We start from the raw sequence: 26,435 nt of genomic DNA on the forward strand, positions 1-26,435 counted from the left end.
GCTGTAAGTGATATTTGAATAGAAAACCTGCCACGGCTGATCAGGCGAGTGTTTCGGCCAATACGGGTTTGAGGCGTGGTTTGATATGTTTCACATGTTCTGCAATGTGGCGTATATGATCCGGGGTGGTACCGCAGCAGCCGCCTACAATGTTAACGAAGCCGGATGCGGCAAAGTCCTCAATGATACAGGCGGTATCTTCCGGTTCCTCATCATATTCCCCGAAGGCATTAGGCAAGCCGGCATTAGGATAGCAGCTCACATAGCAGCTGGCTATGTTGGAGAGCTCCTCTACATAAGGGCGCATCTGCTCTCCGCCCAGGGCGCAGTTTAAGCCGATGGAAAACGGGTTGGCATGCATAACTGAGATATAGAATGCTTCCAGGGTTTGCCCGCTGAGGGTTCTGCCGGAGGCATCTGTGATGGTGCCGGAAATCATTACCGGGATTTCAGGCTTACCCGATTCACGGTAGTATTTCTTGATGGCATAGATGGCCGCTTTACAATTCAGCGTATCAAAAATAGTTTCTATCAGCAGGATATCCACTCCGCCATCGGAGAGACCACGTACCTGCTCTTCATAGGCGGCAGCCACTTCATCGAAGTATACAGAGCGGAAGCCGGGGTTATTTACATCCGGCGACAGCGACAGGGTTTTGTTCATTGGGCCTATGGCGCCGGCAACAAAACGCGGCTTATCGGGATTTTTGGCCGTATACTCCGCGGTAGCCTTTTTGGCTATCTGTGCTGCTGCCACATTCAGCTCATATGCCAGTGCCTGCATATCATAGTCTGCCATAGCTATAGAGGTGCTGCTGAAAGTATTGGTTTCGATAATATCAGCTCCTGCTTCCAGGTACTCTTTGTGAATGGCTTCAATGATCTGGGGCTGTGTAAGATTAAGAAGGTCGTTATTGCCTTTAAGATCACTGGGATAGTTGGCAAAGCGGGTGCCCCTGTAGTCTGATTCCTGAAGTTGGTAGCGTTGTATCATGGTGCCCATTGCACCATCGATGATAAGTATGCGCTCATTGGCGCAGTCTTGTAAAGATTTCATAATTTTCAAGGTGTTTATTAGTTACAGTTAAGAAAGAACAGGGTCGAACAATAAACAAATCCACCCTGAACGAGTCCACAAATATAACCTTTTCCCGGCTATTTTATTGTTTTGTGATTTGTATGGATCCGCGTTTTGAGCCGGTTTAACCAAGGGTTTTATAAACTATATATCTTTCTGATAAAGAATAGATTTTGTTTATACCTATAAATTTAATTTGGAAGTAGTCTACAAAGTCTACTATATTTGTAGGGTAATAGAAAGGTACAATGCAACAAAATGATAGAAATATAGTGATTTACCCGGTTATGGCCTCCCACCAGCCCTCCGCCTGCACTCCTTGTAGTTGCCGTTGCTGCAATTAACAGATTCATCATTAGTGCTTCTCAGAAATTTATTACAACAAAACTAAACGTCAGTCATGACTATATCAGAACATATTCATACCCTGCATCAGCACCTGGCAAGCCTGGGATTGCAACCCGTGCCGCAAACCGGCGACGGAAACCAGTCTGAAGTGTTTAAGGTATGTTTCCTGAATAAATATGAAATGCAGCGGTGGAAAGAGCTGCAACAACAGAAGGAATCAGAAACCAATCATAAAATATTTCCGGACCATCCTGAAAAAGATGCTGTCTGACAAACTTTTCATAACGTGGAATTACAGGTTAAACGAAGACGGGTGCTGTTGAGCACCCGTATTTTTTTGTATACCGTTAAGTAGCGGTTATTTGTTCTGTACATAGCTTTCCAGCGGCAACCGGTTACTGATAGACCTGGCCAGCGTCATCTCATCAGCATATTCCAGCTCTCCCCCAAATGCGATCCCCCGGGCAATAGTGGTGATTTTTACAGGAAATTCCTTTAATTTTTTAGAGAGATAGTAAATGGTAGTATCGCCTTCAATAGTGGGACTTACCGCCATGATCACTTCTTCTACACCCTGGTACTGAACTCTTTCTACCAGTGACTGGATATTAAGCTGGTCCGGACCGATACCATCGATGGGAGAAATAATACCACCCAATACGTGATATAATCCATTGAATTGCTGTGTATTTTCTATTGCCATCACATCGCGGATGCTTTCTACCACACACACTACCTGCTTCTGCCGGGAATGGCTGCTGCAAATACTGCATACTTCAGCATCGGATACATTATGACAAACCTTGCAGAACTGTATTTGCTGCCGCATCCGTGCTATCACATCCCCAAACTGCTGTACCTGTGCTGTTTCCTGTTTCAGCAGGTGCAGCACCAGCCGCAAAGCTGTTTTTTTACCGATGCCCGGCAGTTTGGCAAATTCATTTACCGCGTTTTCTATCAGCGCAGAGGAAAATATCATAATGCAAAGTTAGGAATATTGGGGCGGAGGAAGCCGCATTGTTCCCTCCGCGGTAATGATTTAAATGCTTATCTTTTTGGGTACCGTCCAGTATGCCTTCAGGTTCACTTTTTCAATATTGATCACCCTTTCCGGCTGTTTTTTCGGAGTGGTATAATAGTTTCCGCGGTCCCATTTGCCATTGCCATTGGTATCCAGCAGCAGCCGGATATCGTATTCTCCCGGCGTAATAAACCGCTGACTCCATTTGCCATTAACAATAGTGCCGGAGTATTTGATGGTTTTATCCTGTACCAGTTGCACCACGTAATGCATAGCAGTATCATTGATAGCGTTCTTTGTACTGTCGCTGATATTGAGCTCTGTAACGGTGAAAATGGCGTAATCCGCTACCTTTTTGGTCCTGAAATTAATGGTATCTGCCCGGGCCAGCTGTTGACCGGCAGTATCTGTCGGTGCATCTTTAGGAATAATAAACCGGTACGGGGTACCTTCTTTCCAGTCATAACCTATCGATAAACGGGTACGGGTAGAATCCATTGTACTGGTAAAGGTAACCGGGTTGTAGGCGCTGTCTTCACCAAGAATGGTCCTGGCGCTGTCGAGATTCCTCAATGGCAGCGCAAATGTAATTCTCAATGGCGCAGGCAATTCCTGCATACCTCCGTCTAGGGTAGCCGTGGCAGTTAATTTAGGCAGCTTCTTCTTTTTCTTTTCCTCTGCTTCCTGTTCAATCAGGGAAGAGTCGATGGGCTCCGGTGGCGGCTTAATGGTACTATCGTTTTCCATAAACAGCAGGAGATTCACATCTGAGAGGTTGCTTTCTGTTAATACAACCGGCGCATCCACGAAAGCGATCATTTCTGAAGGCTGGTTATACTGCAGGTCGCGGTCTTCTTCTTTCAGTGCAAAGATCTTATAAGAGCCGGGTGCTATGTTCTTGAAGCGGAAAGAGCCATCCCCTTTGGTTTTGGCATAATACACCGGCTTTTCCTTTGATACAATGGAGTCTGTAAGGTCGCGGTACAGCATAACCGCCACATTGCTGTCTACACGGCCGTTCTCCGCATCTATAAGATGGCCGGATACCTGCAGGCTGTCGAGATAATCGCCGGTAGACACTACATACTGGAAATCCGCCGATATATTACGCTCGTTGATATCCCGGATGGCATCGGCGAAATTGAAGGTATAGGTGGTGTTTGGCTTCAGGGTATCCTTTATTTCAAGGGTCACCGTGTGCAGCTTGGCCGTCACAATAGGCGTGCGTTTCAGCGTTGGCGACACAATCAGCTTATCGTTCACATTATCCAGTTCCACATACTCGTCGAAAATAAACGTCACCTTTTTGCTGTTGAAGTGAAGGGTGGAGTCTCTGGGAGTAGCCTGCAGCAATACAGGAGGCAAACTATCCCTTGGCCCGCCGCTGGGGGGCACAATGTTAGCGCATCGCGTAAATGAAATGGAAATGAGGATGAACATCAGCCAGAAAACCCAGCCCCTGATATATTGATTCATGTACCTGATCGGATTAATCAGGCACAAACTTACGAACTCATTTCAAAGAATCACGAATTTGGCGGTTGCTTATAGCCGGAACGATATTTTTTCAGTAATCTTATATATGGCCAGTATTTATTTTATGCAGCATGCGCAGGTGATCCCGGCCCTGCCGGAGGAGGTGTGGAACTATTTTTCCAACCCCGGTAACCTGGCGCGTATTACCCCTCCCTATATGCGGTTTGTTGTTACTTCCCCGCCTTATACCGGGCAGGTATACCCGGGGCAGATCATCACTTACTTTGTATCGCCGGTAGCGGGGATCCCGTTGGAATGGATGACAGAGATCACCCATGTATCCTACCTGGAATATTTTGTAGACGAGCAACGGGTGGGCCCTTACAGCATCTGGCATCACGAGCATCATTTCGAAACAGTACCCGGTGGCGTAAAAATGACGGACCTGGTTCATTACCGGCTGCCTTTCGGCTGGCTGGGAAAACTGGCCCACCAGCTGTTTGTAAAAAACAGCTGGAAGCCCTGTTCAGATACCGTTTCCAGGCAATAGAAAAAATATTCGGCCAGCCTACTGCTGGGTAGTAATCGTTTTGGTTAAATGGTCCCCGGTGTAAAGGAGAAAAGTACTTTTACCGGTTTTCGGAACGGCCCCCAGCCACAACGGAACGGTACTGGCACTGCCCCGGTTGGGATTGGCAGTAGCTACAAAGCGCAGCGTGGCATTGTTATCCGCATTGCCAGAGGAAGCGGATTCCAGCTGGATTTGCGTACCATAAAAGGTAGGCGGCATGGTGGCGGCTACTACTATATGGGTACCGAAGTCCGGCTGATCGATGGTATTGTTCATGGTTTTGGCTATGCCAAACAGGCTGTCGAATGAAGCCTGGTTATCAATGAGCCAGAAGGTAAGACTGTCGTTTACCGTAATCGTGTTTTTCAGGAAGTACCCGGAAAGAGGGTTTACTTCCAGCTGGCTGCTGGGATTTGCGGCTACATTCAGCGTGGTATCGCTGCCTACGCCGGTGCTGTCGTTTTCCGGTTTAGAGCCGCTGCTGGCGCAGGAAACGGCAATTGCACAAAAAGAAATGAACATCAGTTTAATATGCATGGTAAATAAGTTTTTGATAGATAACATTAATTGCCGGGAATAGTTTTACGGTAGACAGGAATAAGAAGGGTGATATTACCCACGGAATGTTTCCCGGTGCCGCTCATCCATTCGGTGCGGGTTTTCTGGGTATAGCTGATGGTGGCACGGTTAATCACAATCCCGATGCCGTAGTCAATGCCGATGGTAAAGTGCCGCATATGTGTTTGCTGATAATCGGATACTTCTTCAAAATTGGTATTTCTCGATTTGAAAATACCACCCTGTAGCAGCGCATTGTATCCTATAAAGCCGAACTGGGGCCGGGCCATGACGTACAACTTAAACCTTTTTTTGGTGGCTGCGGATAAGTCGCGGCGACCGAAATAAGGATTGAACAGTCCCGCCCGGATATACGACCAGGCGCTTATGGCGGTAGTCATGGTTCCCAAGCGGGCATTGGCGCCGCCAATAATTTCCAGGTAATTAACCGGGTTCCACAGCATTCTTTCATAAATAAGGTTATAGTTGACCAACGGGGCATTGGACACCTGGTTTTCCCACCCCCCTGGGCGGCTGATAGCCGATAAGGTGATGGAAGAAGGTTTGTGTTTCTTTGGCGAGTGCCCACGGGCCCAGTACGCCAAATACAAACTCTGAATGGAGGCTGTACTTTTTTTCGGGATTATAGGAAGTGAGCCCGTGCGTGGCGTACAGGGCGCCGGCATAGTAAAAGTCTTTGGGATTGTAGCTCGTGTCGGCAATCTCATTAGGAGTGATCATGATTTGCATAAGGCTCCATTCAAATACATTGATAGCATTGCTGCCTGCTACGGGAAGTATCCATTTATCGGGGAATACAGATCTCTTTTTTTTCATGTAAAGATAACCTACGCTGCTGCCGTTGCTGTAGCCACGGTCTGTTCCAAGTCCCCATACATTAAAGAAGTCGTCATCTTCGTATATTCTTAGTTGTTTAACAGCATCCTGTGTGACCTGTGCGTAGGCCGTTGCCGTGATGATGTAAAGCAGCAGGTCTGATAGCAACTTTTTCATAGAACCGGTATTTATCCGAATACCTTAAATTTTTCAAAAGCGTTCTTTTCCAATGCTTCGCGATGATCCGGTGGGCGATATTAATAAGGGCCTGTGCCCTGTGCCGGAGATTTTTCCCGGGTGGGCAACACCGTACCCTGTAATTACATAGCGTACGTGCGCTCTGGTGGTAACCACGCTGACGCCAGGTTGCAGCTGCGATACAATGTGCGAAATGCCTTTGGAGGTAGTGGATGGAATGGCAATAATGGATTGCCTTCTTCGGAAAGAGCGGCTCACCGCATGAAATCCATTTGTCTGCCTACACCACTGTATTGCCTGAACCCAATTGAGTCAGCACATACCTGGCCAAAGATATCGATCTTTATAGCACTGATAGTTTCCAACAACATCGCGTTGGAAATTGTTGGAGAAGCGGCAGTTAAATAACGGTTATGGATACACTGATTACAGGAAAGCCACGGCTTCGGATGCCGTTGCGATCCGGGAATTATCGCAGGCCAGCTACAGTCAGTTTGCCACGGTGCTCTCCCCGGAGAGTTGGGGAAAATGCGGTAGGGATGACGATGCCGAACTGCAATTGCTCATGGATAATGCGGGCGACTTTTGTTTGTGATGCTGGCAGCGAACTGGTGAGAATAGTGTTCCTGGTTCCTTCGGAAAATCCAACCCCGATCTACCCGGCCGACTGGGCTTATATCTGCCGGCTGGCGGTGCATCCGGCTTTCCGTGGCAGGGCAATAGTCAACGCCTGATGGACATGTGTATTAAGGAAGGGAGCGGAGCATGTACCTGGGCTGCATACCAGTACTGTTATGCCGGATGCGCAACACCTGTACGGACGGCTTGGCTTTTTGCAGGTGAAGGAACTGGCGCCTCTGTCAGGACAGCAATACTGGCTGTACCGGCTGGATCTGCGACCATAGTTATCCATTTTAGCTGTGCATGTTGATAAATTCATATAGGTGTTATGACCTACACCTAATTTTATTTCTATATATTAGCATCCTAAACCTGGTACACAACTTCTTTGCGTCGAGATCTGGCACATATAAGTGAGCAAATGCTTATTGAGCGGTTAGTAATAGGGGATTCTGCGGCAAAAGAGTTGTTATACGACCGATACGCCGGGGCTCTTTATAACATTACATTGCAGCTGGTGCCTGTAAAAGAACGGGCCAACGAAGTAGTTGTAAAAGTTTTTCACTGGTCGTTCCTCCATATCGGAACCTTCAGGACCTCGGGCCACCGGACATTGTTTACCTGGTTACTTCGTAAAACAAGAGAATTCGCCATTAAAGAAGCGCTGCCAGAAACCGCATTAACCGGTACTGAGCTGATGAAGCAGGAAGAAGGCATACTACAGCAGTTTTATCTGATACTGCCAGCCGATCAACAACAGGTGTTCCGGCTTAGTTATTTTAAAGGATTATCAATCACAACGATAGCTCGCCTGCTGGCCCTGCCGGAGGCGCAAATAAATGAAATCCTGAAAGAAGCGATGAAGTCTTTCAGACAATTCTTAAAAAAGACTTGGAACTAAAGTTTTACATAGAAAGCGGTATTATCGAGTCCTTTGTGCTTGGCCTGGCTACTGAAGAAGAGGTGGAAGAGCTGCAGCACATGAGAAGGCTGTATCCGGAACTGGATACAGAGGTCGAATTCGTTGAGCGCCGCCTGGAAAGAGCCGCGTTTGATGAGCCCGCTATGCCCCCGGTAGAAATACGTGAACGGGTATTGCAAAAAATCAGGTGGGAGGAAGGGCATGGCCATTCAGATCCCTCTTCCAATTACACTTTCATCAATATTCAGCCGAAAGACGGCAACCATATCCTGGTTCACCGCTGGTGGAAGATCTTCTTTATTATCTTCTTTATCATGTCCAAGGTATTCCTTTTCCTCGCCATTTTTTATTATCTCAAGTACCGTATGTCGCAGGAGCAGCAACGTAGCGATAATCTTCACCAGATGATCCGGCAGGAACAAACACAAAGCCCTTTGTTATAATTTTCTATCCGGATTATCGTTATTTTAAAGATTTTACAATTTTGAGAATCCACCAGAAGGGAATGTAACGTATCTATAGACATATTATTTATTATTTATATCTTGTGCATCTGGTTAACATAAGCAGACAGTTTGAATATCAGTAACTATATAGAAAGCGGCATTATTGAGCGTTATCTGCTGGGACTTGCCTCTCCTGAACAGGAAGACGAGTTACTGTACCTGCGTCGTATATACCCGTTGCTCGATCTGGAATTTACAGCAGCTGAGCTCCGGATAGAAAATAAACTGATGGAGGAAGGCCCCCTGCCGCCGGTAAAAATAAAGGAAGCGGTACTACAGCGGATTAAATTAGAAAAGGAGCCGAAGGAGAGGTACTGGAGCGGTTATAACCCATATGAACATACGAATTCCCATCACCATACATATATTCCCATCGACTCATTTTGGAACCGCCGGATAACTGTAAGCATCTGGTGGCGCTGTGCCTTTATTGCCCTGGCAGTAACAGCCATGGCGCTGGCAGCAAGTACCTGGCATTTCTGTCACCGCTCGCAAATGCTGGAAGAGATCCTTTTTGAGTTGAAAGTCCCTTCTGTAAACCAGCCGGCCTCATTACCCGCTAAGTAACGATACTTTCATTTGGTACGTTTATTGCAAATGCTGAAATTGCCCCTGTATTCCGGCTGTTATAAAACCTTATTTGATAGCTGCGTGTTGAATACATTGGCATTTAAACACACAAACTAATTTCCCATGAGAAAATTTTCATTTGCAGCGTTACTGATGGCAATAGTTGCCGTTTTTGCATCTTCCTGCTCCCCAAAACAAGGTGTTACCCAGGACATCAATAAAGGCGCCGTAAAAGGCAACTGGGTTTTAACCGATATTAAGTACGAAGGAATTCCTGATAACGCCAAAGTAACCGTATTTGATGAAGCCAATGCCAAATGTTTTATTGGCAGCCAGTGGATCCTGCCGGATAACTATGCAATGGGTTCCTACACGCTTACTTCTACCGAAGATGGCTGCAGCGCAGTTACCCAGAAAATTGCCTGGTCGCTCACCAAAAGTGGCGGCGTGAGTATGTTTGGCTTTAAAAAGCTGTATAGTGGCGATAAAGCAAAGAATGTAACTGAAGGCTATCGTATGGAAATCACCGGTGCTGGTAGCGTGATGACCTGGAGGGCAAATGTTAACTTTGAGAATAAAAGCGCAGCCATCATATACACACTGCAACGCAAATAACTGCTATCAATCATAGTGTTAGCATAAAAAGACAGCGGAGATCATGTTTTATGGTCTCCGCTGTCTTTTTCAAAAGATGTATATTTAGATCATTAAGTACAGGTACTATGAGCACGCAGCAGTCCCAGATTCAGTTCCTGGCCCATGCAAGTTTCAGGATAACTACCCCGGAAGGTCATGTTATATTAATAGACCCCTGGTATACCAATAACCCTGCCTTGCCTCCTGGTTTAACAATCCCGGATAAAGTGGACCTGATCCTTATCACACATGGGCACCGCGATCACCTGGATAGTAAAATGGCAGATATCATACGAACAAAATCACCCAAAGTGATTGCCAATCCTATGGTACGGTTTTATTTACAGGAACAGGGAGTACCGGAGCATGTGTTTGAACCGTTGAATGCCGGGGGACTGTATCTGTTATGAATATAAAAGTAACCATGACCAACGCCTTCCACTTTGCGCATATCAATCTGCCGGATGGCAAAATAGGCTACCCGCATACCAGCAACGGGTTTATTGTGCGGATGAGTGATGATATTTCTGTGTATTATTCCGGAGACACTTCTGTGTTTGGGGATATGGAACTGATTGGAGATATATATAAACCGGATATAGCCATCCTGCCAATTGGCGACCGCTTTACAATGGGACCGCTGGAAGCTGCATTTGCCGCACGTCTGCTCAAAGTAAAACACCTGATCCCCTGGCATTATGGAACAATGCCAGCCCTCAGCGGCACGCCAGCCAGGTTACGGGAGCTGACGGAAGACCTGGACCGGCTTGAAATCCACGTGCTGCAACCTGGTGAGGTGTTGGGTACCGCCGTGGTAAAAGCCCATTAGTGAACAATTGCCTTAAATTTCAAAATATGTTACCCCTTAATACCGATCGATTACTTTTATATCCCTGCCGCCTGCCGCTGCTAACAGAGATATTCTTAAACCATCCGCATGCCCGCGAGGTACTGCAGGCACATATACCGGAAAACTGGCCGCAACCCGACCTGAAAGAACAGCTGCCTCATTTTATTGAGTTGCTTCAGCACGACCCGCAGTCGTTTCCCTGGATGCTATGGATCATTGTACATAAAGAAGACGCTGTGGTGATCGGGGATATCGGTTTTAAAGGCCGACCCGATAAAAACGGGGTGGTGGAAATTGGCTATACCCTGTTGCCTTCCTGGCGGAAAAAAGGATATATGCGCGAAGCCGCTACAACACTGGTAGAATGGGCCTTCCGGCAGCCGCATGTGAAAAAACTGATTGCTGAATGCGATGTTACCAACACGGCTTCTATGAAAGTGTTGCAACACCTTGGCATGGAAGAATTGAAATCGCCGGGGGAAATGCTGCACTGGCAGCTGCTGAATAAATAACGTAGGCACATTGCCGTTATTCCGCCATGTTCTGCCTGGCGAAACGGATAAAGAGCTGGCAAAGTTTATCCTGCAAACCCTGCAAATAAGTAAAGTGAAGCTTTCTCACCAACTTGAAATTCTTTACCGGCAATACTCTGAATTCTCCCAGCTCCAGTTCGCGCTGCACAGCCTGTGAAGAAATAAAGGCTGCACAGGGCGAATGATGCAGGTATGATTTGATGCTTTCTGTACTGCCCATATACATGGCCACGTTCAGATCGGTGATCTTTAATTTAAGGCGTTTCAGTTCCTCGGTAATTACTTCCAGCGTGCCGGACCCGTGTTCCCTCATTAACAGGGGAATGGTTTTAAGATCGGCCGGGGTAAGCGGCTCACCATTACCATACTGGTGCTTCATATTGCCCACCAGTATAATTTCATCTTTCGCAAACTCCACGTATTTCAGCAACGGATTTTTAGAGCTGCCTTCAATAATACCCAGCTGTATACTTTTTTCAAATAACGCCTGTTCAATCTGTTCTGTATTTCCACTGGTAAGCGATGTTTTTACATCCGGGTACCGTTGGTTGAACTTCGCCAGCAGGGGAGGAATCAGGTATTGCGCAATAGTGGTACTGGCGCCTATAGGCAACAGGCCGCCCTGCATATGTTTCAGTTGATTTACATCGTATTCCAGGTTACGGTAATCGGTAAAAATAATTTCTGCATGATGCATTACCAGTACGCCTGCACGGGTGAGCTTTATTTTATTACCGATCCTTTCAAACAGCGCCATGCCAAGCTGCTGCTCCAGTTCATGTATATGTTTGGTAACAGCTGGTTGTGAAATATATAATTCTTCTGCAGCTTTGGTGAAGCTGAGGCGTTTGGCGACGGTGTGAAATACCCTGAGTCTGAAATCGAACATGCACTAAAAATACAAAAATACCTTACAACTCAGGCGGCGTAAAGCCAAAGTGTTTATAAATACTCTGCCCGGCAGGGCCAAGGAGATAATTCATGAAATCCCTTGCAGCCCGCGGATGTGGTGCACTTTTCAATATGCCGGCCCAATAGGATGCCTTGATGTTTTCTTTTACGGGTATGTTCACTATGCCCACGGGGTGGTGGATCATTTGTTGGTAAAGCACCTCCGTAAGCCATACCGGCCCTGCGTCTGCCTGTTGCCTGAGAACGCGCAGCGGTGTTTCCCGGTGATGTATTTTAGTGAGATAGGTGCTTCCTCCGGCTACTTTATCTTTCATTATTACCTGTTGCAGCCTGGTACCGCCAGACTTTATATAAGCTTCCTCAATGCGTTTGCCGATACCTTCCCAGGCAGGATTGGGCATACTTACCTGCACATCTTTACGGGCCAGGTCTGCGAGTCCTTTGATCTTTTTAGGGTTGCCCTGTTGCACCATAATGGCGAGTGTGTTACCGGCATAGTTTTTTACCACCGAGAAGCTGTCCCGCAGTTGATCTATACGGTTTTTCCCGGCAGTATAGATATCGGGTGTTACGGCTATACGAAGATTGCCCAGTACCAGTGATCCACTGATGATTTGCTGAGCCAGGATACCTGGTGGCAGCGTTTCTGCAAATATGCGCCGGTACTGAGGGTAAGCTTTTTTAAAACCGGTAATCAGTGAATCAATTACCATAAACTGGTTACCGGCAAAGAAGATGACCAGCTGGGGATCTATAATATCGCCATAAAGGTCGGGTACATTATCGATGCCTGGTACGGTAAAGGCTACACCCCCGGATGGGGGCGTGTTCCAGGGCGGATCAAAACGGAAGTCCTGGGCATGGAGCGCCCCTGCCAATAGGATGGTTACTATCAACACTGTAGTGAATTGTTTCATCATTTATGATTTATGGATGTACGTAACTCCAGCCTTCAGCCTGTTTTATAATCAGCTCGCCATTGCCGCTGGGCGTGTATTGAATGAAGGGGAATAATTCTTCCTTTGAAATCTTTCTTTCCCGCAACGTGTTCTCACATTCTACCAGGATCACGCCTTTTGACTGTAGTTCCTGTAGCAGTGATTCATAGGGATGATCTTTTTTATAGGCGGTTACACCACCGCCATGGGCTACCAGCTCAATGGTTACTTTGCTTTGCAGGCGCGGATCTTCCAGGGCATTTTTAATATTGCGGAGGGTATTGCGGATCACTTTATCATCATCACTGTTCAACTGGTAAATGGCCCTGTATTTGGTTTTGTGCTGGCTCATGGCATATTGCGCCGTTAACATGGTAAAGAGGCAAAGCAGCAGTGTTATTTTTTTCATGGTGTACGTTTTTGATTTTATTTATGTTGCATGGGTTTAAATGGCCCGTATTTATGCTGCTCTGCTGAAAAAGCATCTGCATAAGGCCCAAAAGGAAAGTCGACAGGTTTCTTTGTAATATCCTGCCAGTCGGCCGACTGATCTTTATGTGGCCGGGGTTGTGAGTTGATGAATGCAGCTACATCCCAGGCTTCTTCATCGGAAAGAACCGTTGAGTTATAGTCTACGCCAAAAGGCATGTTATATTTCACATAGGCGGCGAAGTTAGACAGGCGATAAAGCCCTGCGGCATCGTTATAGCTTTGTGGTCCCCACAGGGGAGGATAAATAAAAGCAATGCCATCGGCACTTTTTACCCCTTCGCCATTGGCGCCATGGCAATGCCGGCATTGCTGGGTATAGATACGAATGCCTTTCTTCGGATCGGCTGCACGTTGCAAATAGGGCAGTTTCCGCAGGCCGCTGCCATCGGGTTTTTCATGAGGCATAACCTCACTTCCCAGCCATTCTATGTAAGACCTGATGGCCACCATTTCCCTGCTGTTGCTATCGGGTGCTACGCCATTCAGACTGCGCTCAAAGCAATCACTGATGCGTTTGTTCAATGTTTCCGAACTGTTGGACCTGGCTCTGAATTTAGGATATGATGCGGCGGTAAAACTATAGTTATTCCCATAAAGCTTTGTACCCGCCTGCAGGTGGCAGTTCTGGCAGTTCATCCCGTTGGTAATTTGCAGTACACTTCCTTTGGGGCCCAGGTACCGTGCTGTTTCCCGGATCAGTGTTTGTCCGTAAACGATGGCTGCGGCTTTTTCGCCGGGAGGAAGGGTGGTCACCGCCGGAGGGCGCCAGCCCTTTGCAGGAGCGGCCTGCAAAGCCGGTGCTGTTCCCGGAACCAGGTAACGGGTCCACAGGAAAAATGTTTCAAGAGCTACCAGCATCGTTAATATCAACATACATGCAAGTGACCCGGAAAGGATCCGTTTATAACGTTGGATTTTATTGGTTTTCATTAAAATTACAGGTTGGTGGATTACGCTACAAAAATAGAAAGCCACCAGTGCGAAGTCAAATAACTAATAACTATCGGTGATAACAAATGGTTATTGACAATAAATAAAAAACGTGAACGATAAAAGTAGAAAATTTGAACTGAAAAAGAAAAGGACGGTTAAATAGCGGGGAATTTTGAAGAGATCGGAGGATGGCCGCTTCGCCTGTAACCCCCACTGTGACTTGAAAAGAAGGGGTAACTGGAATGTGCAGAAAAATAGATCGGGCCAGGTTTTATTACAAAGAATTGTATCAAAGGCAATACCGGGGCTATTCATGATTCTAATTACAACCGGCTGTATCAAAGCAGGCAACGGGATCTCCAAGGGTTCAATTATAAAAGGCTGTATCAAAAAGGTAGCTGCAATAATATCGTGGATGTTCAACGGTTTAATTACTGAGGGCTGCATCAACCTTTGATGCAGCCCTTTGCCAGAAAATTATGGTCCGTTGATATTCAGCTTTATGCTTTCTTCTTCCCTGCGTTTTTATTGTTTGATTTATAGCGCATATCAGGCGTTCCATCTTTTTTTGTAGGGCCTGCGGGAGTTGCAGCTGCTTTGTTTTCTTTATAGCGTTTATCAGGTGTGCCGTCTTTCTTTGTCTTAGTGGTGGCGGCAGCAGCAGGAGCAGCGGTTGTTTTTTCAGTTTTTGCTTTAGCGGATTTTACTTCTTTTTTTGCGGTGGCGGGTGTTTGCGCCATTGTTACGGTTAAACCCATAAACATGGCCAGCAATCCGGTCAGGAGCTTTTTCATATTAAGATGTTTTATGAAAATTTAAGCTTTTTCCGGCATTGCTGTATCCGCTTCCGCTGTTTTTAAGCCAGATTTAATAATTAGTTTTTCTCCACCCACATACCGTTTTCGCGGATCAGGTTTATCAGTTCGTTCACGGCTACATCGCTGTTGAGGCCCCGCTTCACGATTTCCTTGCCACGGTAGAGAGTAATTTTACCAACGCCGCTGCCAACATAGCCGAAATCGGCATCGGCCATTTCCCCCGGGCCGTTTACAATACAGCCCATGATAGCGATTTTCACGCCTTTCAGGTGATGGGTTACTGCGCGGATCCGGGCGGTGGTTTCCTGCAAATCAAACAGGGTACGGCCACAGGAAGGGCAGGAGATATATTCCGTTTTGGAGATGCGGGTACGGGTAGCCTGAAGGATACCAAATGCAATGTTGTTTAATGTAGCATGCTGGCCGGGTTGCGGCTCCAGGTTGCTCAGCCATAATCCGTCGCCGAAGCCATCGAGCAGCAGTGCGCCCGCTTCAGTGGCATGGTGGATCAGGTGTTCATCTGCCGAAGGCTGATTACTGATACTATGGATGATAACAGGTACCCTGATATTTTTATTGAGAAGTAAGATGAACAACCGTCTGATAGCCGCCATGGCATTGCTTCCGGTGGCCCTGGCTACAAGAACGGTACTGGCAGCAACAGCCGGATTGGCCAGTTGCAGCAACAATTGTTCGTGATGCTCTGTATCCAGGTGGTTACAATCAAATTGTACAAAGTTGATCCGGCCGATCTCATTTTGTTCGCAGGCAGTTACATAATGGCGGGCGTCAAAATAAGGAACCAGTTCCTGTTTGTTGGCTATGCTCTGCCAGTACTCAGCGTCTATCACCACCCGCAGGGTACCAGGTAGTCCGAAGGAAGGCAGTTGTGTGCCGGTATAAATATAATCTGCAGCAGCATCTCCGATGTTCCATTTGTCGCTGGGCTCATCATAAACATAACCAATGGCAGTCAGATCAGAAGGCAGCAACGCTTTATTGTCGCTGAAGTCTGCCACTACCACGGGTACCTGTTTGTCGCCAATATTCTCTACAGGCGCATTTTCGCGGCGTTTGTACTCGAAAGGAGAGTAGGGGATATTTGTTACAGGTGGAATAGCCGTATAGTCGTTACGGTTAGTATATCTTTTCACAATATCCTTACAAACAGGGAGCTCAAATTCAGGGTCTTCCGTGAGGGAAACGCGGATGGTATCGCCTACTCCGTCTTCCAGAAGGGTGCCTATACCAATGGCCGATTTAATACGGCCGTCTTCACCGTCGCCGGCTTCTGTAACGCCCAGGTGCAGGGGATAGCAATGGCCCAGTTCCTGTTGCATGGTTTGTACCAACAGGCGGTAGGCCTGTACCATTACCTGCGGGTTGCTGGCCTTCATGCTCAGCACAATATTGCGGTATTGCAGGTCTTCTGCAATACGTAAAAACTCCATTGCACTTTCCACCATTCCCATGGGCGTATCGCCATAGCGGCTCATGATACGGTCGCTCAGGGAGCCATGGTTGGTACCTATCCGCATAGCAGTGCCATACTCTTTGCAGATTTTTACCAGTGGAGAAAAGCGTTCGCGGATGCGGTCAATTTCTTCCAGGTATTCGCTGTCGGTATAATCGATCTGCTCAAATTTCTTTTTATCAACATAATTCCCGGGGTTCACCCGTACTTTTTCCACGATGCGGGCCGCAATTTCGGCTGCATTCGGGGTAAAATGGATATCGGCTACCAGGGGAGTGGTGTATCCCTGTTTGCGTAATTCGTTTTTGATGACCTGCAGGTTATCAGCCTCCTTTTTACTGGGGGCGGTAATGCGCACCAGTTCTGCACCGGCTTCAATACAACGGATGGTTTGCGCTACGGTAGCGGCAGTATCCAGGGTGTCGGTGGTGGTCATGGTCTGGATGCGGACCGGGTTAAAATTTCCAATGATAAGATCTCCCACCTTTACTTCCAGTGTGGCCAGTCGCTTGTATTCTGTAAGAGAGTCGCAATAAAGCTGCATACGTATTTTTTGTTTTCCTGCGGAAGCAAAGTTAGTAAAAGCCGGGTGATATACCACCCAAACTTAAAGCTACATTAAATTCCATGAATGGCAGGTGCAGTGCTATATAAATAGGGGATAAAGGCGTACTTTTGAGGCACTTTATGTTACTGAATAAAAGCATAGATATACCTTACCAGCAGTTACCTTATTCCGGACAGTTCAATGTAGCTCCCCTGGGCATGTTCCGAAATGAACTAACGGACCAGCCTCACCGTCATGATCACTTTCAGATTATCTGGATCACCAAAGGAAAAGGCAGGCATATGGTGGATTTTGTTTGGTATGATGTGGAAGATAATATGATCTTCCTGCTTCGCCCGGGGCAGGTACATCAGCTGGATTGTGAGCGGGAAGGCTATTTCCTGTATTTTACCGAGCAGTTTTACTTTACCAATAAGCACGATAAGGAAACCCTTTACGATTTCACCTCGCTTTTCGATAACTGGCACGGATACGGGCCCATCAGTACCAGCGGCAATACCACGGAATCTCTCCTCGGACTGATACAGCTGATGAGCAGGGAAAAAGCCTGCGCGCCCGCCTGCAGCCGGGGCATTGTAAAGCATTACCTGAATGCCTTCCTGTTGCTCATAGAACGGGAAAAGAAACGCAATGCCGCGGAAACCATGATGCCGCTGGCTCACGATGCACGCGTAATGCAGCTGCGCCGCCTGCTGGAAGAGCATTACCGGACGGAACACCAGGTAACCTTTTATGCCAGCGCCTTTGCCCTTACCCCGAAAAGGCTGAACGAAATCACCAAAGAAACCACCGGCCGTACCGTTACTGAATTATTACACGATCGGATTATACTTGAATCCAAAAGAAATCTTGCCTTCAGTCACAAAAGTGTCAAGGAGATCTGCTATGAGCTGGGATTCGAGGACCCTGCTTACTTTAGCCGGTTTTTTAAAAATAATACCGGCATCTCTCCCCAGGATTTCCGCGACATGATGTTCAAATAGTACAAGTCAATAGCTGAATTGTCCTAACACCTGCCACTTACCCCGGTCTATATTTGCATACTTATTTGTGAGCCTGCATCAGTCGGCTTTTATTGGACGCTATAGATTAATTTATGAACATCTGGAAACCGCTTTGCCTGCTGATTATTGCGGCAGGCTGCAGTTCGGCGGCTGTGATGGGTCAAACCCGCCCGCTTACCTTGCAGGAAGCACTACAAACAGGACTGAAAAATTACCAGTCTATCAAAGCAAAAGAAAACTATGCTAAAGCAGCTACAGAAAATATCAGTGCAGTAAAAAGAGAATATTTACCTGACCTGAACCTCGCCGCCCAGAATAGTTATGGTACCGTGAACGGTGAAACCGGCCCTATGTGGGGATACAAGGGCTGGACCACCGGCGCCTCTGGCCCTGCGCTGCCCTCGCAGAACTGGAATGCCGCTTTCGGCGGATTATACCTGGCCAATATCAGCTGGGATGTAGTCACCTTCGGCCGCCAGCACGCCAAAGTGCAGGCTGCAAAGGAACAATTGTACACCAACCAGGCCGACCTGGAACAGGAAAAATTTGAACAGCAGGTGCGTATCGCGGGGGCATATCTTAATCTCCTGGCAGCACAAAGATTGAGAGCTTCCATGGAATCTAACCTGAAACGGGCGCAGGACCTGCAGCATATCATTGTGTCGCGGGCGCTCAACGGTCTCAGTGCCGGGGTCGACAGCTCCATCGCCAATGCCGAAGTATCCAAGGCAAAGCTGACACTGGTAGATGCAGTGAACTACGAAAATGCGCAAAGCAATAAACTGGCGGAATTGATGGATGTACCTCCGCAGGATTTTATACTCGATACCACCTTTGTAACGAAAATACCCAATCAGCTGCTGGAAACCGTATCCGCACAGGATTCCGTATCGCTTAAAAATCAACCGCTGCTGAAACTGTTCAGTTCCCGGGTAACATTAAGCGACGCCAATCAGAAGCTGATCAGTAAAAACGCAATGCCACGCCTGTCGTTTATGGGCGTGATGCAAACACGGGGTTCGGGTTTTGACTACGACTACAGCGCCGCTAACCTCAGTCATTACAGCCAGGCATACTGGTCCGGCGTGAAGCCGCAGGTATCCAATTACCTTGTGGGCCTCAACCTTTCATGGACGGTAACAGACCTCTGGCGCACACATTCCCAGGTGGCCCGCCAGCATTACACCACGGAAGGACTGAAAAATGAATACAATCAAACCTACAGCCGCCTGCAACATCAGCTGCAGCTGTCGGAACAGCAGATAGATAACGCGGTGAAGAAATACCGGGAAGCGCCGATAGGGCTGAAAGCTGCCAGCGATGCCTTCCTGCAGAAAAGCACCTTATATGAGAATGGATTGACAAATATTGCCGACCTGGCCCAGGCACTGTACAACATTAACCGTGCGGAAACAGACAGGGATATTGCCTACAATGGCGTATGGCAGGCAATATTATATAAATCAGCTACCGTAGGGGATCTGCAACTTTTTTTGAATCAACTGTAAATAACCGAAAGGCCATCCTTTCCTGAATATAATTGTATGAACCTGATCAGAACCGCATTACAAAAGCCAATAGCCATCATCGTAGTAGTGATGGGACTATTGTTTTTTGGCATTCAGGCAACGCGGGATATTAAAATAGACATCTTCCCGGATCTTAACCTGCCGGCGATCTATGTATCACAGCCTTACGGGGGCATGTCGCCCCAGCAGATGGAAGGGTTTATTGCCACTAACTACCAGAACCTTTTCCTGTATGTAACAGGTGTAAAAGATATTGAAGCCAGGAATATCCAGGGCCTTACCATGATCAAGATCACTTTTTATGAAGGGACCAACATGGCGCAGGCAGCGGCGGAAGTAACCGCCATGGCCAACCGTGCATTCTCCTCCATGCCGGCGGGCACGCAGCCGCCCTTTATCATACGTTTTGATGCATCCACTTTGCCTATCGGTCAGCTGGCCCTGAGCAGCCCCACGCGTTCCAATAATGAATTGCAGGATATGGCCATGACCCTTGTCCGGCCCTCGTTCAGCCGTATCGGAGGCCTTACTTCGCCGGCGCCTTTCGGGGGTAACTCACGTACCATTGTGATCCATGTGGACCCGCAACTGATGCGCAGTCACCACCTTACGGCCGACCAGGTGGTAGCCGCCATCAAAGATAATAACCAGATTTCCCCGGCAGGTAATGTGCGTATCGGCGACATTACTTATCTCACACCGGCCAATACGGTGATCCGCACGGTAAAGGAATTTGAGAATATTCCGCTGTTAATGGGAGATGGTCCTACCGTGTTTGTAAGAGATGTGGCGAAAGTTGAAGATGCTGCGGATATTACCAGCAGCTATGCAGTGATCAATGGAAAGCGCTCTGTATATCTCCCTATTATAAAAACCGCAGATGCTTCTACCTGGACAGTAGTAAACAACCTGAAAGCTGCCTTACCAAATATCCAGAAATTATTACCGGAAGATGTAAAGATCTCGTTTGTGTTTGACCAGAGCGTGTATGTGATCAATGCCGTGAAAAGTCTTATCAGTGAAGGGGTTATAGGTGCGGTGCTCACTGCGCTGATGGTGCTGCTGTTCCTCGGCGACCGGCGTAGCGCCTATATCGTGATCATTACCATCCCGGTGTCTATCATCATCGGGGTCATGTTCCTGAAACTCTTTGGCCAAACTATCAATATTATGACCCTGAGCGGTCTGGCGCTGGCTATTGGGATCCTGGTGGATGAATCTACGGTAACCATTGAGAACATCCACCAGCACCTGGAAATGGGCAAGCCCAAAGCACAGGCTATCTGGCATGCCTGCCAGGAAATTGCTTTTCCGAAATTGCTGATCCTGTTGTGTATCCTCGCTGTGTTTGCACCATCCTTTACCATGAAAGGTGTGCCCCGTGCGATGTTTATGCCGCTGTCGCTGGCCATTGGCTTTTCCATGATCGCCTCCTACCTGCTGTCGCAAACGCTGGTGCCCATCCTGGCCAATTGGATGCTGGACGCCAATAAGTTTAAGCATCCTGGCCATCCACATGTACATAGTGATGATGCGCATAAAACAGCCGGGTATATTGAAACAGAAATTGCAGACGAGAAACAGCACGCTAAAACTATTTCCGGGTTCGATCGCTTCAAACTGCGCTTTATTGGCTGGCTGGAAGGATTGATGAAAAAAAGGAAACTGATTATCGGCGCTTACTTTATTGGGGTTATTGGTATAGTAGCATTATGTATGAGTATTATAGGCCGTGATATCTTACCTAAACTGAACAACGGACAGTTCCAGTTAAGACTGAAAGAGCCTACAGGAACACGCATCGAACGGACGGAAGCCATGCTTGTTAAATCAACACAAATCCTGAAGGAGATCGTCGGTGCCAAAAACATCGACATTACATCTTCTTTCATCGGTACTCATCCATCGTCCTATTCTACCAACCCCATTTACCTGTTTATGGCTACACCAAGTGAAGCGGTATTGCAGGTAAATATGAAAGAAGACTTCCACATCAACATGGACGAATTCAAAGAGAAATTCCGCAAGCGTATCCATGAACAAATGCCGGAAGTAAAGATGAGCTTTGAGCCGATAGACCTTACTGATAAGGTAATGAGCCAGGGAGCATCCACGCCCATTGAAATTGCCATTATGGGCAAAAACCTGAAAGAAAGCGTACCCTATGCACAGAAGGTACTGGCGGAAATGAAGAAGATCCCTTACCTGCGGGATGTGCAGATCAATCAGCCGATGGATTATCCGGCTATCCGCATAAATATCGACCGGGAAAGGGCTGGCCAGTTGGGGGTAAGTATTACGGATATCGCCAAATCATTGACGGCTTCTACATCTTCCAGCCGCTTTACCGAAAAAAATAACTGGCTGGATGAAAAGAATGCGACGTCTTATTTTGTGCAGATCTCCGTACCGGAAAACGAGATGTCAAGTATTAACGATATGGCCGCTATTCCGGTCAGCAAAAACAGCACTCGTCCATCTTTAGGCGATGTGGCCACATTGCAGCCGGATACAGTGGTAGGAGAATATGACCGTATTGGTGCGGTGAGGATCGTATCTATTGGCGCCAATATCCATAAGAAAGATCTGGGTAATGCCTCCGCAGCAGTAGCGGCAGCTATTAAGCGTGCCGGTGAGCCGCCGCGTGGTATTTCCGTAGAGAAGCGCGGTTTGATGAACCTGCTGAATGAAACACTTGATAGTTTACAATCGGGATTGCTGGTGGCAATTATCGTAATACTGTTGTTGCTGGCGGCTAACTTCCAGTCGTTCAAAGTAGCGCTGGTAGTTGTTTCTACTATTCCGGCAGTATTGGCGGGATCGCTGATCATGTTGCTGATCACCGGATCTACGCTTAACCTGCAATCGTATATGGGGATCATTATGTCGGTGGGCGTGTCTGTAGCTAACGCGATCCTGCTGATCACCAATGCTGAGAAATTGCGGCTGGAAAATCAGGACTCCCGCAGATCCGCACTGGAGGGCACCTCTATCAGGCTGCGTCCTATCCTCATGACAAGCATTGCGATGGTGGCAGGTATGATCCCGATGGCTTCAGGGCTGGGCGAGGCAGGTGATCAGACAGCACCGCTGGGCCGCGCAGTTATAGGCGGACTGATTGCCAGTACTTTTGCATCGCTGTTTATTTTACCCCTGATCTTCTCCTGGGTACAGCAGAAAACAACCGTGAAATCGGTGTCGCTGGATCCGGAAGATGAAAACAGCCAGTATTACGTTCCGGGCGCGGCACGTGTATAATGAGGTATAACTATAATGACTAAACGACATATCAATATCATGAATATAAATAAATACAGCCTGTCGTACCGGATCCTGACGGCTGCTGCATTATTGCCCCTCGGCGTATTATTCACCTCCTGCCACAGTTCGCGGGCAGATGACGACAACGAAAATGAAGACGAACGTGTTCAGGTGAAAATTATTCATCTGCAGAAAAGCCAGCTGGATGCTTCCCTGAAATTACCCGGGGAAATAAAGCCTTTCCAGTTTGCCGATCTCTATGCCAAAGTAAACAGCTATGTGAAAAATGTAAATGTGGATCTGGGCAGCCAGGTAACCGCCGGACAGGTACTGGCTACCCTGGAAGCCCCGGAAATGAATACACAGTTGCTGGAAGCGCAGTCGAGGCTCCATACAAAAGAAGCCATGTTCCGCGCCAGCCGTGCTACTTACGAACGTTTACTGAAAACAAGCAAGGTACCTGGAACAATTTCTCCCAACGATCTGGATATGGCGTTTGAGAAAATGAGCGCAGATAGTGCCGAGCTGCTCTCTTCCCGTTCATCTTATCATGAAGTGCAGCAAATGCTGGGCTACCTGGTGATCCGCGCACCGTTCAGCGGTGTGATCAGCCAGCGTAATGTGCACCCGGGTACCTATGTAGGCCCGGCCGGGAAAGGTTCGGATAAACCGTTGTTCCGTTTGGAAGAACAGCAGAAACTACGTTTATCTGTAGCCGTGCCCGAAATTTATACTGACGAAGCGCATCATGCAACTGATGTTCGCTTTACAGTGAAATCCCTGCCCGGAGATACTTTTACGGCGAAGGTAAACCGTATTGCAGGTAGCCTGGATGTGAAGCTGCGCTCCGAAATACTGGAGATGGATGTAGCCAATAAAGAAGCCCGTTTGCTTCCGGGTATGTATGCCGAAGTACAAATGCCCATGCCGGGAAAGAAAGATGTGTACATCGTACCTAAATCCGCCATTATCAGCAATTCCGAAAAAGTATTTGTGATCAAGGCGGTAAACAATAAAGCGGTATGGGTGCCGGTGAAATGCGGAAACGAATCCAACGGGCAGGTAGAGGTTTTTGGTGATTTATCCGACAATGATCAGCTGGTGCAGAACGGTAGCGATGAAATAAAAGAAGGAACGCCTTTAGCGGCGGTTACAAAATAATGTGTGTTTAAAGGGGGGAAGTTGTTTGCAGAAAAAGAATCAACAGGAACAAGGATCATCAGACAAAAGAAAGAATCAACGGACAGAAGAATCATTTAATCGGACTGTATTCGGCAAGGTAAAGAGTGACGGGTAGCAGTTAAAGCAACTTCCCTGATGAATCAAGCATTACAGCGCTTCCGTAAAGGGGGCGCTGTTGCTTTAAAACACGAAAGAGAATTGTTACACCGCGTAACAGTTGTAGGTTTAGGTAAAACGGCCGGAATATTCCTGTTCCGGTTTTTTTATGCGCGCGAATTTTGTCGTGGTCCGGGATCTGGATGATTGCGTTTGCTTTTTATAATGTTCTCATGAGGTAGGCTGCCTTTACTTTGCCTTTTGTGATAGCCTGCAATTTGTTTTTCAGCAATGATTTTTTTAAGGGAGATAGATAGTCGAGATAGAGCTTCCCGTTGATGTGATCATATTCATGTTGTATGGCTCTTGCAATATTTCCGCTAAAAGTGGCTGTACGTGTAGTGAAATGTTCATCCTGGTACTGCAGTGTAACAGAGGCTGCCCGCGGTACATCTTCCCATATTCCGGGAATGCTGAGGCATCCTTCCGTATCGTGTATTATTTCTTCGCTGTACCAAAGTATTTCAGGGTTAATGAATACATTCTTAGAATCATCGGTCGTTATTATAAAAAGGCGCAGTGGCCTGTTTACCTGCGGAGCCGCCAAACCGGCTCCGTTGGCATGTTCCAGCGTTGCCCACATATCCCGGATCAGGGTGGTGATCCCGGGAGTGGCAGGGGTGATTATTTCACATTGTTGTCTTAATATGTTAGCGCCATAGGCAATGATAGGTAAGATCATTATTCTTTTTTCTGCAAAGAAACCGGGGCCATGGAAACTGTAATAGTAAATTTTAGACACTTGTAAAACAGGTAATTTGTTTCTGCGTAATTTTGGTTGTTATGCCGGTAGATATTCTTACTCATCTTCTTTGTCATCAGCCGTCACCAGCGGTGAAGGTGCTGCTGCCGTCGCCTATGCTGGAACGGGTGGTAGAGTGTTATTGCTGGTACACACAGCAGCATAGCCGGAAGGTTTGGGCTGCGCTTGACGGGCAGCCGGCGCTGGTGTTTTTGCTGAACCGCGGTGCCGTTCAGTTTACCGGCACGAATACAATGAACTTCAGCAACGGATTCTTTTGCAATGGTATCCTTGAAAATACTTATCTGGAAAAAATTACTGCTGGTGCACAGTTGCTGGTAGTGAAATTTACGGCAGATGGATGGGCATGGTTAAGGCCGCTGTTGCCACAAACGGGTGCGCCGTTGGTACCATTGCCTGCAGCGTGGCTGTCATTGCTGGAGAATGTGAGGAAAGTGGGGTCCCGGAGGCAGCAAAGCCGGTTGCTCAATGAGTTCCTGGAGCAGCAGGTGCCTGGTAATATCATGGGTAACTATCTCCTGCAAGCTGCTGCTATAATGATAAGACAATGCAGTGGAAGAACAACGGTTGCGGAGGTCTGTGATGCCCTGCATGTAAATTACAAATGGCTGGAAAGAAATTTTCGTATATCCACTGGTGTTACTCCCAAGCATTATATCAGCAACATCCGGTTTTTACATGCCTGGACCGATGTTCACAAAGCAAAGCAACCGCTCACAGGTATTGCACTGGACAATGGTTACTATGATCAGAATCACTTCATTAAAGCCTATAAGAAATATACCGGCAGCGTGCCTTCAGCTGTTAAATAGAACATCCCAAAGCGGGAATGCCGGCTTTGGGACGCGTGTTATGGAGAGGATGAAAATGTTACCAGTCTTTGTCTTTTGGCACTATCTGACCTTTTACTTTTTTGACTTTATCCTGCAACTTCTTCTCTTCCTGTGATAAAGCCTGCAACAGACGCTCTGCTTCCTGTTTGCTCATCTTGCTGGGTTGTGGCTCAGGCTTCTGCTGTTCCTGGTCCTGTTTATCTTTGTCGCCCTTATCCTGGTCTTTGTTCTGTTGATCCTTGTTTTGGTCCTTGTTTTGATCTTTGTCTTTATCCTTGTTCTGCTGATCTTTATTCTGGTCTTTATTTTTGTCTTTGTTCTTATCGTTCTTGTTCTTGTCTTTATTCTTGTCCTTGTTATCTTTATTATCGTTGCCGCCACCGCCTTGCTGTTGTTTTTTCAGCATGGCCTGAGCATAGGCAAGGTTATAGCGGGCGTCTTCATCGGCAGGGTTGATTTTCAGGGCCTGTTTATAGGACTTGATGCTTTCTTCCCATTTTTTTCCTTCCATGAAAGTGTTCCCGATATTATAATCGGCGTCCGATTTCATTGCCGGTTTACCGCCCAGCTTCAGGCTGTTGGCGTATTGTGCGCGCGCGTCGTCATAGCGCTTTTGCTGGTAAAGGGAATTGCCGAGGTTATAGCTGCCTTCGGCCGACTGCGCATTTTTTTCCAGGGCTTTTTTGTAGTTGGCTTCCGCATCGGAGTATTGCTGCTTTTTGTACAGCTCGTTCCCCTTGCGGATATATTTGTTACTGCCGTCTTGGGCAAAGCCGTTCAGGCCGGCAAGCATTACAGCAGCAATAAGAAAACAATATTTTATAAAGATGATTTTCATGTGTAATAA

The 26,435-nt window shown here is 47.3% G+C and carries 29 protein-coding genes and 1 pseudogene; 15 read left to right on the forward strand and 15 right to left on the reverse strand.

Translation table 11 applies throughout. The features are described from left to right. Positions 1 to 40 precede the first annotated feature (40 nt). Complete coding sequence (locus FN124_RS10485; protein ID WP_142684675.1) at positions 41 to 1,057, reverse strand: homocysteine S-methyltransferase family protein; 1,017 nt, start codon at positions 1,055 to 1,057, stop codon at positions 41 to 43. Positions 1,058 to 1,478: 421 nt separating this feature from the next. Here FN124_RS10485 and FN124_RS10490 point away from each other — a divergent pair, with 421 nt between their 5' ends. Continuing rightward, positions 1,479 to 1,697 carry a hypothetical protein gene (locus FN124_RS10490; protein ID WP_142684676.1) on the forward strand — a complete coding sequence of 73 codons (219 nt, stop codon included), beginning with the start codon at positions 1,479 to 1,481 and terminating at the stop codon, positions 1,695 to 1,697. Between the two features lie 87 nt (positions 1,698 to 1,784). Here FN124_RS10490 and recR read toward each other — a convergent pair whose 3' ends face one another. Then, positions 1,785 to 2,405: a recombination mediator RecR gene (gene recR, locus FN124_RS10495; RefSeq protein WP_142684677.1), complete on the reverse strand. Its 621-nt coding sequence runs from the start codon at positions 2,403 to 2,405 to the stop codon at positions 1,785 to 1,787. A 60-nt stretch (positions 2,406 to 2,465) separates the two neighbouring features. Then, a complete protein-coding gene (locus tag FN124_RS10500; RefSeq protein WP_142684678.1) occupies positions 2,466 to 3,923 on the reverse strand; it encodes an Ig-like domain-containing protein in 1,458 nt (485 codons plus the stop codon). Between the two features lie 106 nt (positions 3,924 to 4,029). Here FN124_RS10500 and FN124_RS10505 point away from each other — a divergent pair, with 106 nt between their 5' ends. Further along, complete coding sequence (locus tag FN124_RS10505) at positions 4,030 to 4,473, forward strand: SRPBCC family protein (protein ID WP_260607391.1); 444 nt, start codon at positions 4,030 to 4,032, stop codon at positions 4,471 to 4,473. 18 nt (positions 4,474 to 4,491) lie between these two features. Here the strand turns inward: FN124_RS10505 and FN124_RS10510 are convergent, their stop codons facing one another. From FN124_RS10510 to FN124_RS31395, 4 genes and pseudogenes are all read right to left on the reverse strand, one after another. Continuing rightward, positions 4,492 to 5,031, reverse strand: a complete 540-nt coding sequence (locus tag FN124_RS10510; RefSeq protein WP_142684679.1) for a hypothetical protein — start codon at positions 5,029 to 5,031, stop codon at positions 4,492 to 4,494. Between the two features lie 26 nt (positions 5,032 to 5,057). After that, entirely contained in the window at positions 5,058 to 5,516 is a 459-nt protein-coding gene (locus FN124_RS10515; protein WP_376765841.1) for a lipid A-modifier LpxR family protein, read from the reverse strand. Between the two features lie 16 nt (positions 5,517 to 5,532). Beyond that, positions 5,533 to 6,066: a lipid A-modifier LpxR family protein gene (locus FN124_RS30870; protein ID WP_185937154.1), complete on the reverse strand. Its 534-nt coding sequence runs from the start codon at positions 6,064 to 6,066 to the stop codon at positions 5,533 to 5,535. Between the two features lie 33 nt (positions 6,067 to 6,099). Next, positions 6,100 to 6,458 (reverse strand): annotated as a pseudogene (locus tag FN124_RS31395) (acetyl-CoA hydrolase/transferase C-terminal domain-containing protein). 201 nt (positions 6,459 to 6,659) lie between these two features. On the opposite strand from FN124_RS31395, the gene FN124_RS30875 reads away from it, so the two are divergent. From FN124_RS30875 to FN124_RS10555, 8 genes are all read left to right on the forward strand, one after another. Continuing rightward, positions 6,660 to 6,821 (forward strand): GNAT family N-acetyltransferase, encoded by a 162-nt coding sequence (locus tag FN124_RS30875; protein WP_185937155.1) that lies wholly within the window; start codon positions 6,660 to 6,662, stop codon positions 6,819 to 6,821. Between the two features lie 275 nt (positions 6,822 to 7,096). After that, complete coding sequence (locus tag FN124_RS10525; RefSeq protein ID WP_142684681.1) at positions 7,097 to 7,609, forward strand: RNA polymerase sigma factor; 513 nt, start codon at positions 7,097 to 7,099, stop codon at positions 7,607 to 7,609. Further along, a complete protein-coding gene (locus FN124_RS10530) occupies positions 7,600 to 8,073 on the forward strand; it encodes a hypothetical protein (protein WP_142684682.1) in 474 nt (157 codons plus the stop codon). The genes FN124_RS10525 and FN124_RS10530 overlap by 10 nt, the downstream gene beginning before the upstream one ends. 132 nt (positions 8,074 to 8,205) lie before the next feature. After that, positions 8,206 to 8,703 (forward strand): hypothetical protein, encoded by a 498-nt coding sequence (locus FN124_RS10535; RefSeq protein ID WP_142684683.1) that lies wholly within the window; start codon positions 8,206 to 8,208, stop codon positions 8,701 to 8,703. Positions 8,704 to 8,829: 126 nt separating this feature from the next. Continuing rightward, the gene (locus FN124_RS10540) at positions 8,830 to 9,321 is read left to right on the forward strand and encodes a lipocalin family protein (protein ID WP_142684684.1); all 492 of its coding nucleotides are present in this window, start codon (positions 8,830 to 8,832) and stop codon (positions 9,319 to 9,321) included. Positions 9,322 to 9,428: 107 nt separating this feature from the next. Further along, a complete protein-coding gene (locus FN124_RS10545) occupies positions 9,429 to 9,752 on the forward strand; it encodes an MBL fold metallo-hydrolase (protein WP_185937156.1) in 324 nt (107 codons plus the stop codon). A 14-nt stretch (positions 9,753 to 9,766) separates the two neighbouring features. Further along, a complete protein-coding gene (locus FN124_RS10550; protein ID WP_221887754.1) occupies positions 9,767 to 10,171 on the forward strand; it encodes an MBL fold metallo-hydrolase in 405 nt (134 codons plus the stop codon). A gap of 26 nt (positions 10,172 to 10,197) precedes the next feature. Further along, positions 10,198 to 10,704: a GNAT family N-acetyltransferase gene (locus FN124_RS10555; protein ID WP_142684687.1), complete on the forward strand. Its 507-nt coding sequence runs from the start codon at positions 10,198 to 10,200 to the stop codon at positions 10,702 to 10,704. Between the two features lie 16 nt (positions 10,705 to 10,720). Here FN124_RS10555 and FN124_RS10560 read toward each other — a convergent pair whose 3' ends face one another. The 6 genes from FN124_RS10560 to ispG all read right to left on the reverse strand — a co-directional run bounded on the left by FN124_RS10560 (position 10,721) and on the right by ispG (position 16,836). Beyond that, a complete protein-coding gene (locus FN124_RS10560) occupies positions 10,721 to 11,614 on the reverse strand; it encodes a LysR substrate-binding domain-containing protein (RefSeq protein WP_142684688.1) in 894 nt (297 codons plus the stop codon). A gap of 22 nt (positions 11,615 to 11,636) precedes the next feature. Continuing rightward, on the reverse strand, positions 11,637 to 12,554 hold the full coding sequence (locus FN124_RS10565; RefSeq protein WP_142684689.1) for a molybdate ABC transporter substrate-binding protein: 918 nt from the start codon (positions 12,552 to 12,554) through the stop codon (positions 11,637 to 11,639). A 10-nt stretch (positions 12,555 to 12,564) separates the two neighbouring features. Continuing rightward, positions 12,565 to 12,984: a DsrE family protein gene (locus tag FN124_RS10570; protein ID WP_142684690.1), complete on the reverse strand. Its 420-nt coding sequence runs from the start codon at positions 12,982 to 12,984 to the stop codon at positions 12,565 to 12,567. Positions 12,985 to 13,001: 17 nt separating this feature from the next. Beyond that, complete coding sequence (locus tag FN124_RS10575; protein WP_260607393.1) at positions 13,002 to 13,997, reverse strand: c-type cytochrome; 996 nt, start codon at positions 13,995 to 13,997, stop codon at positions 13,002 to 13,004. Positions 13,998 to 14,500: 503 nt separating this feature from the next. After that, complete coding sequence (locus FN124_RS10580) at positions 14,501 to 14,794, reverse strand: hypothetical protein (protein ID WP_142684691.1); 294 nt, start codon at positions 14,792 to 14,794, stop codon at positions 14,501 to 14,503. Between the two features lie 80 nt (positions 14,795 to 14,874). Then, on the reverse strand, positions 14,875 to 16,836 hold the full coding sequence (gene ispG, locus FN124_RS10585) for a (E)-4-hydroxy-3-methylbut-2-enyl-diphosphate synthase (protein WP_142684692.1): 1,962 nt from the start codon (positions 16,834 to 16,836) through the stop codon (positions 14,875 to 14,877). Positions 16,837 to 16,979: 143 nt separating this feature from the next. Between ispG and FN124_RS10590 the strand changes: the two genes are divergently transcribed. The 4 genes from FN124_RS10590 (at position 16,980) to FN124_RS10605 (ending at position 23,815) form a co-directional block, all read left to right on the forward strand. Then, positions 16,980 to 17,843, forward strand: coding sequence for a helix-turn-helix domain-containing protein (locus FN124_RS10590; RefSeq protein WP_142684693.1), 864 nt, complete (start codon positions 16,980 to 16,982; stop codon positions 17,841 to 17,843). Between the two features lie 113 nt (positions 17,844 to 17,956). Continuing rightward, positions 17,957 to 19,372 (forward strand): TolC family protein, encoded by a 1,416-nt coding sequence (locus tag FN124_RS10595; protein ID WP_142684694.1) that lies wholly within the window; start codon positions 17,957 to 17,959, stop codon positions 19,370 to 19,372. Between the two features lie 36 nt (positions 19,373 to 19,408). Beyond that, positions 19,409 to 22,651 carry an efflux RND transporter permease subunit gene (locus FN124_RS10600; protein ID WP_142684695.1) on the forward strand — a complete coding sequence of 1,081 codons (3,243 nt, stop codon included), beginning with the start codon at positions 19,409 to 19,411 and terminating at the stop codon, positions 22,649 to 22,651. 39 nt (positions 22,652 to 22,690) lie between these two features. Next, complete coding sequence (locus FN124_RS10605; RefSeq protein ID WP_142684696.1) at positions 22,691 to 23,815, forward strand: efflux RND transporter periplasmic adaptor subunit; 1,125 nt, start codon at positions 22,691 to 22,693, stop codon at positions 23,813 to 23,815. A 337-nt stretch (positions 23,816 to 24,152) separates the two neighbouring features. Here FN124_RS10605 and def read toward each other — a convergent pair whose 3' ends face one another. After that, positions 24,153 to 24,674 carry a peptide deformylase gene (gene def / locus FN124_RS10610; RefSeq protein WP_142684697.1) on the reverse strand — a complete coding sequence of 174 codons (522 nt, stop codon included), beginning with the start codon at positions 24,672 to 24,674 and terminating at the stop codon, positions 24,153 to 24,155. 101 nt (positions 24,675 to 24,775) lie between these two features. Here def and FN124_RS10615 point away from each other — a divergent pair, with 101 nt between their 5' ends. Next, on the forward strand, positions 24,776 to 25,567 hold the full coding sequence (locus FN124_RS10615; RefSeq protein ID WP_142684698.1) for a helix-turn-helix domain-containing protein: 792 nt from the start codon (positions 24,776 to 24,778) through the stop codon (positions 25,565 to 25,567). Positions 25,568 to 25,625: 58 nt separating this feature from the next. Here the strand turns inward: FN124_RS10615 and FN124_RS10620 are convergent, their stop codons facing one another. Then, positions 25,626 to 26,426, reverse strand: coding sequence for a tetratricopeptide repeat protein (locus tag FN124_RS10620; protein ID WP_221887755.1), 801 nt, complete (start codon positions 26,424 to 26,426; stop codon positions 25,626 to 25,628). Between the last annotated feature and the right edge of the window lie 9 nt (positions 26,427 to 26,435).

Origin of the sequence: Chitinophaga polysaccharea (assembly GCF_902150045.1) — a bacterium.
GTDB lineage: Bacteria > Bacteroidota > Bacteroidia > Chitinophagales > Chitinophagaceae > Chitinophaga > Chitinophaga polysaccharea_A.

Bases quoted from the DNA above. Each gene is read 5' to 3' on its own strand.
- FN124_RS30870 (WP_185937154.1), bottom strand. From the start codon at position 6,066: ATGAAAAAGTTGCTATCAGACCTGCTGCTTTACATCATCACGGCAACG.
- FN124_RS10570 (WP_142684690.1), bottom strand. From the start codon at position 12,984: ATGAAAAAAATAACACTGCTGCTTTGCCTCTTTACCATGTTAACGGCG.
- FN124_RS10540 (WP_142684684.1), top strand. From the start codon at position 8,830: ATGAGAAAATTTTCATTTGCAGCGTTACTGATGGCAATAGTTGCCGTT.
- recR (WP_142684677.1), bottom strand. From the start codon at position 2,405: ATGATATTTTCCTCTGCGCTGATAGAAAACGCGGTAAATGAATTTGCC.
- ispG (WP_142684692.1), bottom strand. From the start codon at position 16,836: ATGCAGCTTTATTGCGACTCTCTTACAGAATACAAGCGACTGGCCACA.
- def (WP_142684697.1), bottom strand. From the start codon at position 24,674: ATGATCTTACCTATCATTGCCTATGGCGCTAACATATTAAGACAACAA.
- FN124_RS10565 (WP_142684689.1), bottom strand. From the start codon at position 12,554: ATGAAACAATTCACTACAGTGTTGATAGTAACCATCCTATTGGCAGGG.
- FN124_RS10595 (WP_142684694.1), top strand. From the start codon at position 17,957: ATGAACATCTGGAAACCGCTTTGCCTGCTGATTATTGCGGCAGGCTGC.
- FN124_RS10510 (WP_142684679.1), bottom strand. From the start codon at position 5,031: ATGCATATTAAACTGATGTTCATTTCTTTTTGTGCAATTGCCGTTTCC.
- FN124_RS10485 (WP_142684675.1), bottom strand. From the start codon at position 1,057: ATGAAATCTTTACAAGACTGCGCCAATGAGCGCATACTTATCATCGAT.
- FN124_RS10605 (WP_142684696.1), top strand. From the start codon at position 22,691: ATGAATATAAATAAATACAGCCTGTCGTACCGGATCCTGACGGCTGCT.
- FN124_RS10545 (WP_185937156.1), top strand. From the start codon at position 9,429: ATGAGCACGCAGCAGTCCCAGATTCAGTTCCTGGCCCATGCAAGTTTC.
- FN124_RS10560 (WP_142684688.1), bottom strand. From the start codon at position 11,614: ATGTTCGATTTCAGACTCAGGGTATTTCACACCGTCGCCAAACGCCTC.
- FN124_RS10590 (WP_142684693.1), top strand. From the start codon at position 16,980: ATGTTACTGAATAAAAGCATAGATATACCTTACCAGCAGTTACCTTAT.
- FN124_RS10580 (WP_142684691.1), bottom strand. From the start codon at position 14,794: ATGAAAAAGCTCCTGACCGGATTGCTGGCCATGTTTATGGGTTTAACC.
- FN124_RS10615 (WP_142684698.1), top strand. From the start codon at position 24,776: ATGCCGGTAGATATTCTTACTCATCTTCTTTGTCATCAGCCGTCACCA.
- FN124_RS10505 (WP_260607391.1), top strand. From the start codon at position 4,030: ATGGCCAGTATTTATTTTATGCAGCATGCGCAGGTGATCCCGGCCCTG.
- FN124_RS10620 (WP_221887755.1), bottom strand. From the start codon at position 26,426: ATGAAAATCATCTTTATAAAATATTGTTTTCTTATTGCTGCTGTAATG.
- FN124_RS10500 (WP_142684678.1), bottom strand. From the start codon at position 3,923: ATGAATCAATATATCAGGGGCTGGGTTTTCTGGCTGATGTTCATCCTC.
- FN124_RS10490 (WP_142684676.1), top strand. From the start codon at position 1,479: ATGACTATATCAGAACATATTCATACCCTGCATCAGCACCTGGCAAGC.
- FN124_RS10515 (WP_376765841.1), bottom strand. From the start codon at position 5,516: ATGCTGTGGAACCCGGTTAATTACCTGGAAATTATTGGCGGCGCCAAT.
- FN124_RS10550 (WP_221887754.1), top strand. From the start codon at position 9,767: ATGACCAACGCCTTCCACTTTGCGCATATCAATCTGCCGGATGGCAAA.
- FN124_RS10575 (WP_260607393.1), bottom strand. From the start codon at position 13,997: ATGAAAACCAATAAAATCCAACGTTATAAACGGATCCTTTCCGGGTCA.
- FN124_RS30875 (WP_185937155.1), top strand. From the start codon at position 6,660: ATGCGGGCGACTTTTGTTTGTGATGCTGGCAGCGAACTGGTGAGAATA.
- FN124_RS10555 (WP_142684687.1), top strand. From the start codon at position 10,198: ATGTTACCCCTTAATACCGATCGATTACTTTTATATCCCTGCCGCCTG.
- FN124_RS10600 (WP_142684695.1), top strand. From the start codon at position 19,409: ATGAACCTGATCAGAACCGCATTACAAAAGCCAATAGCCATCATCGTA.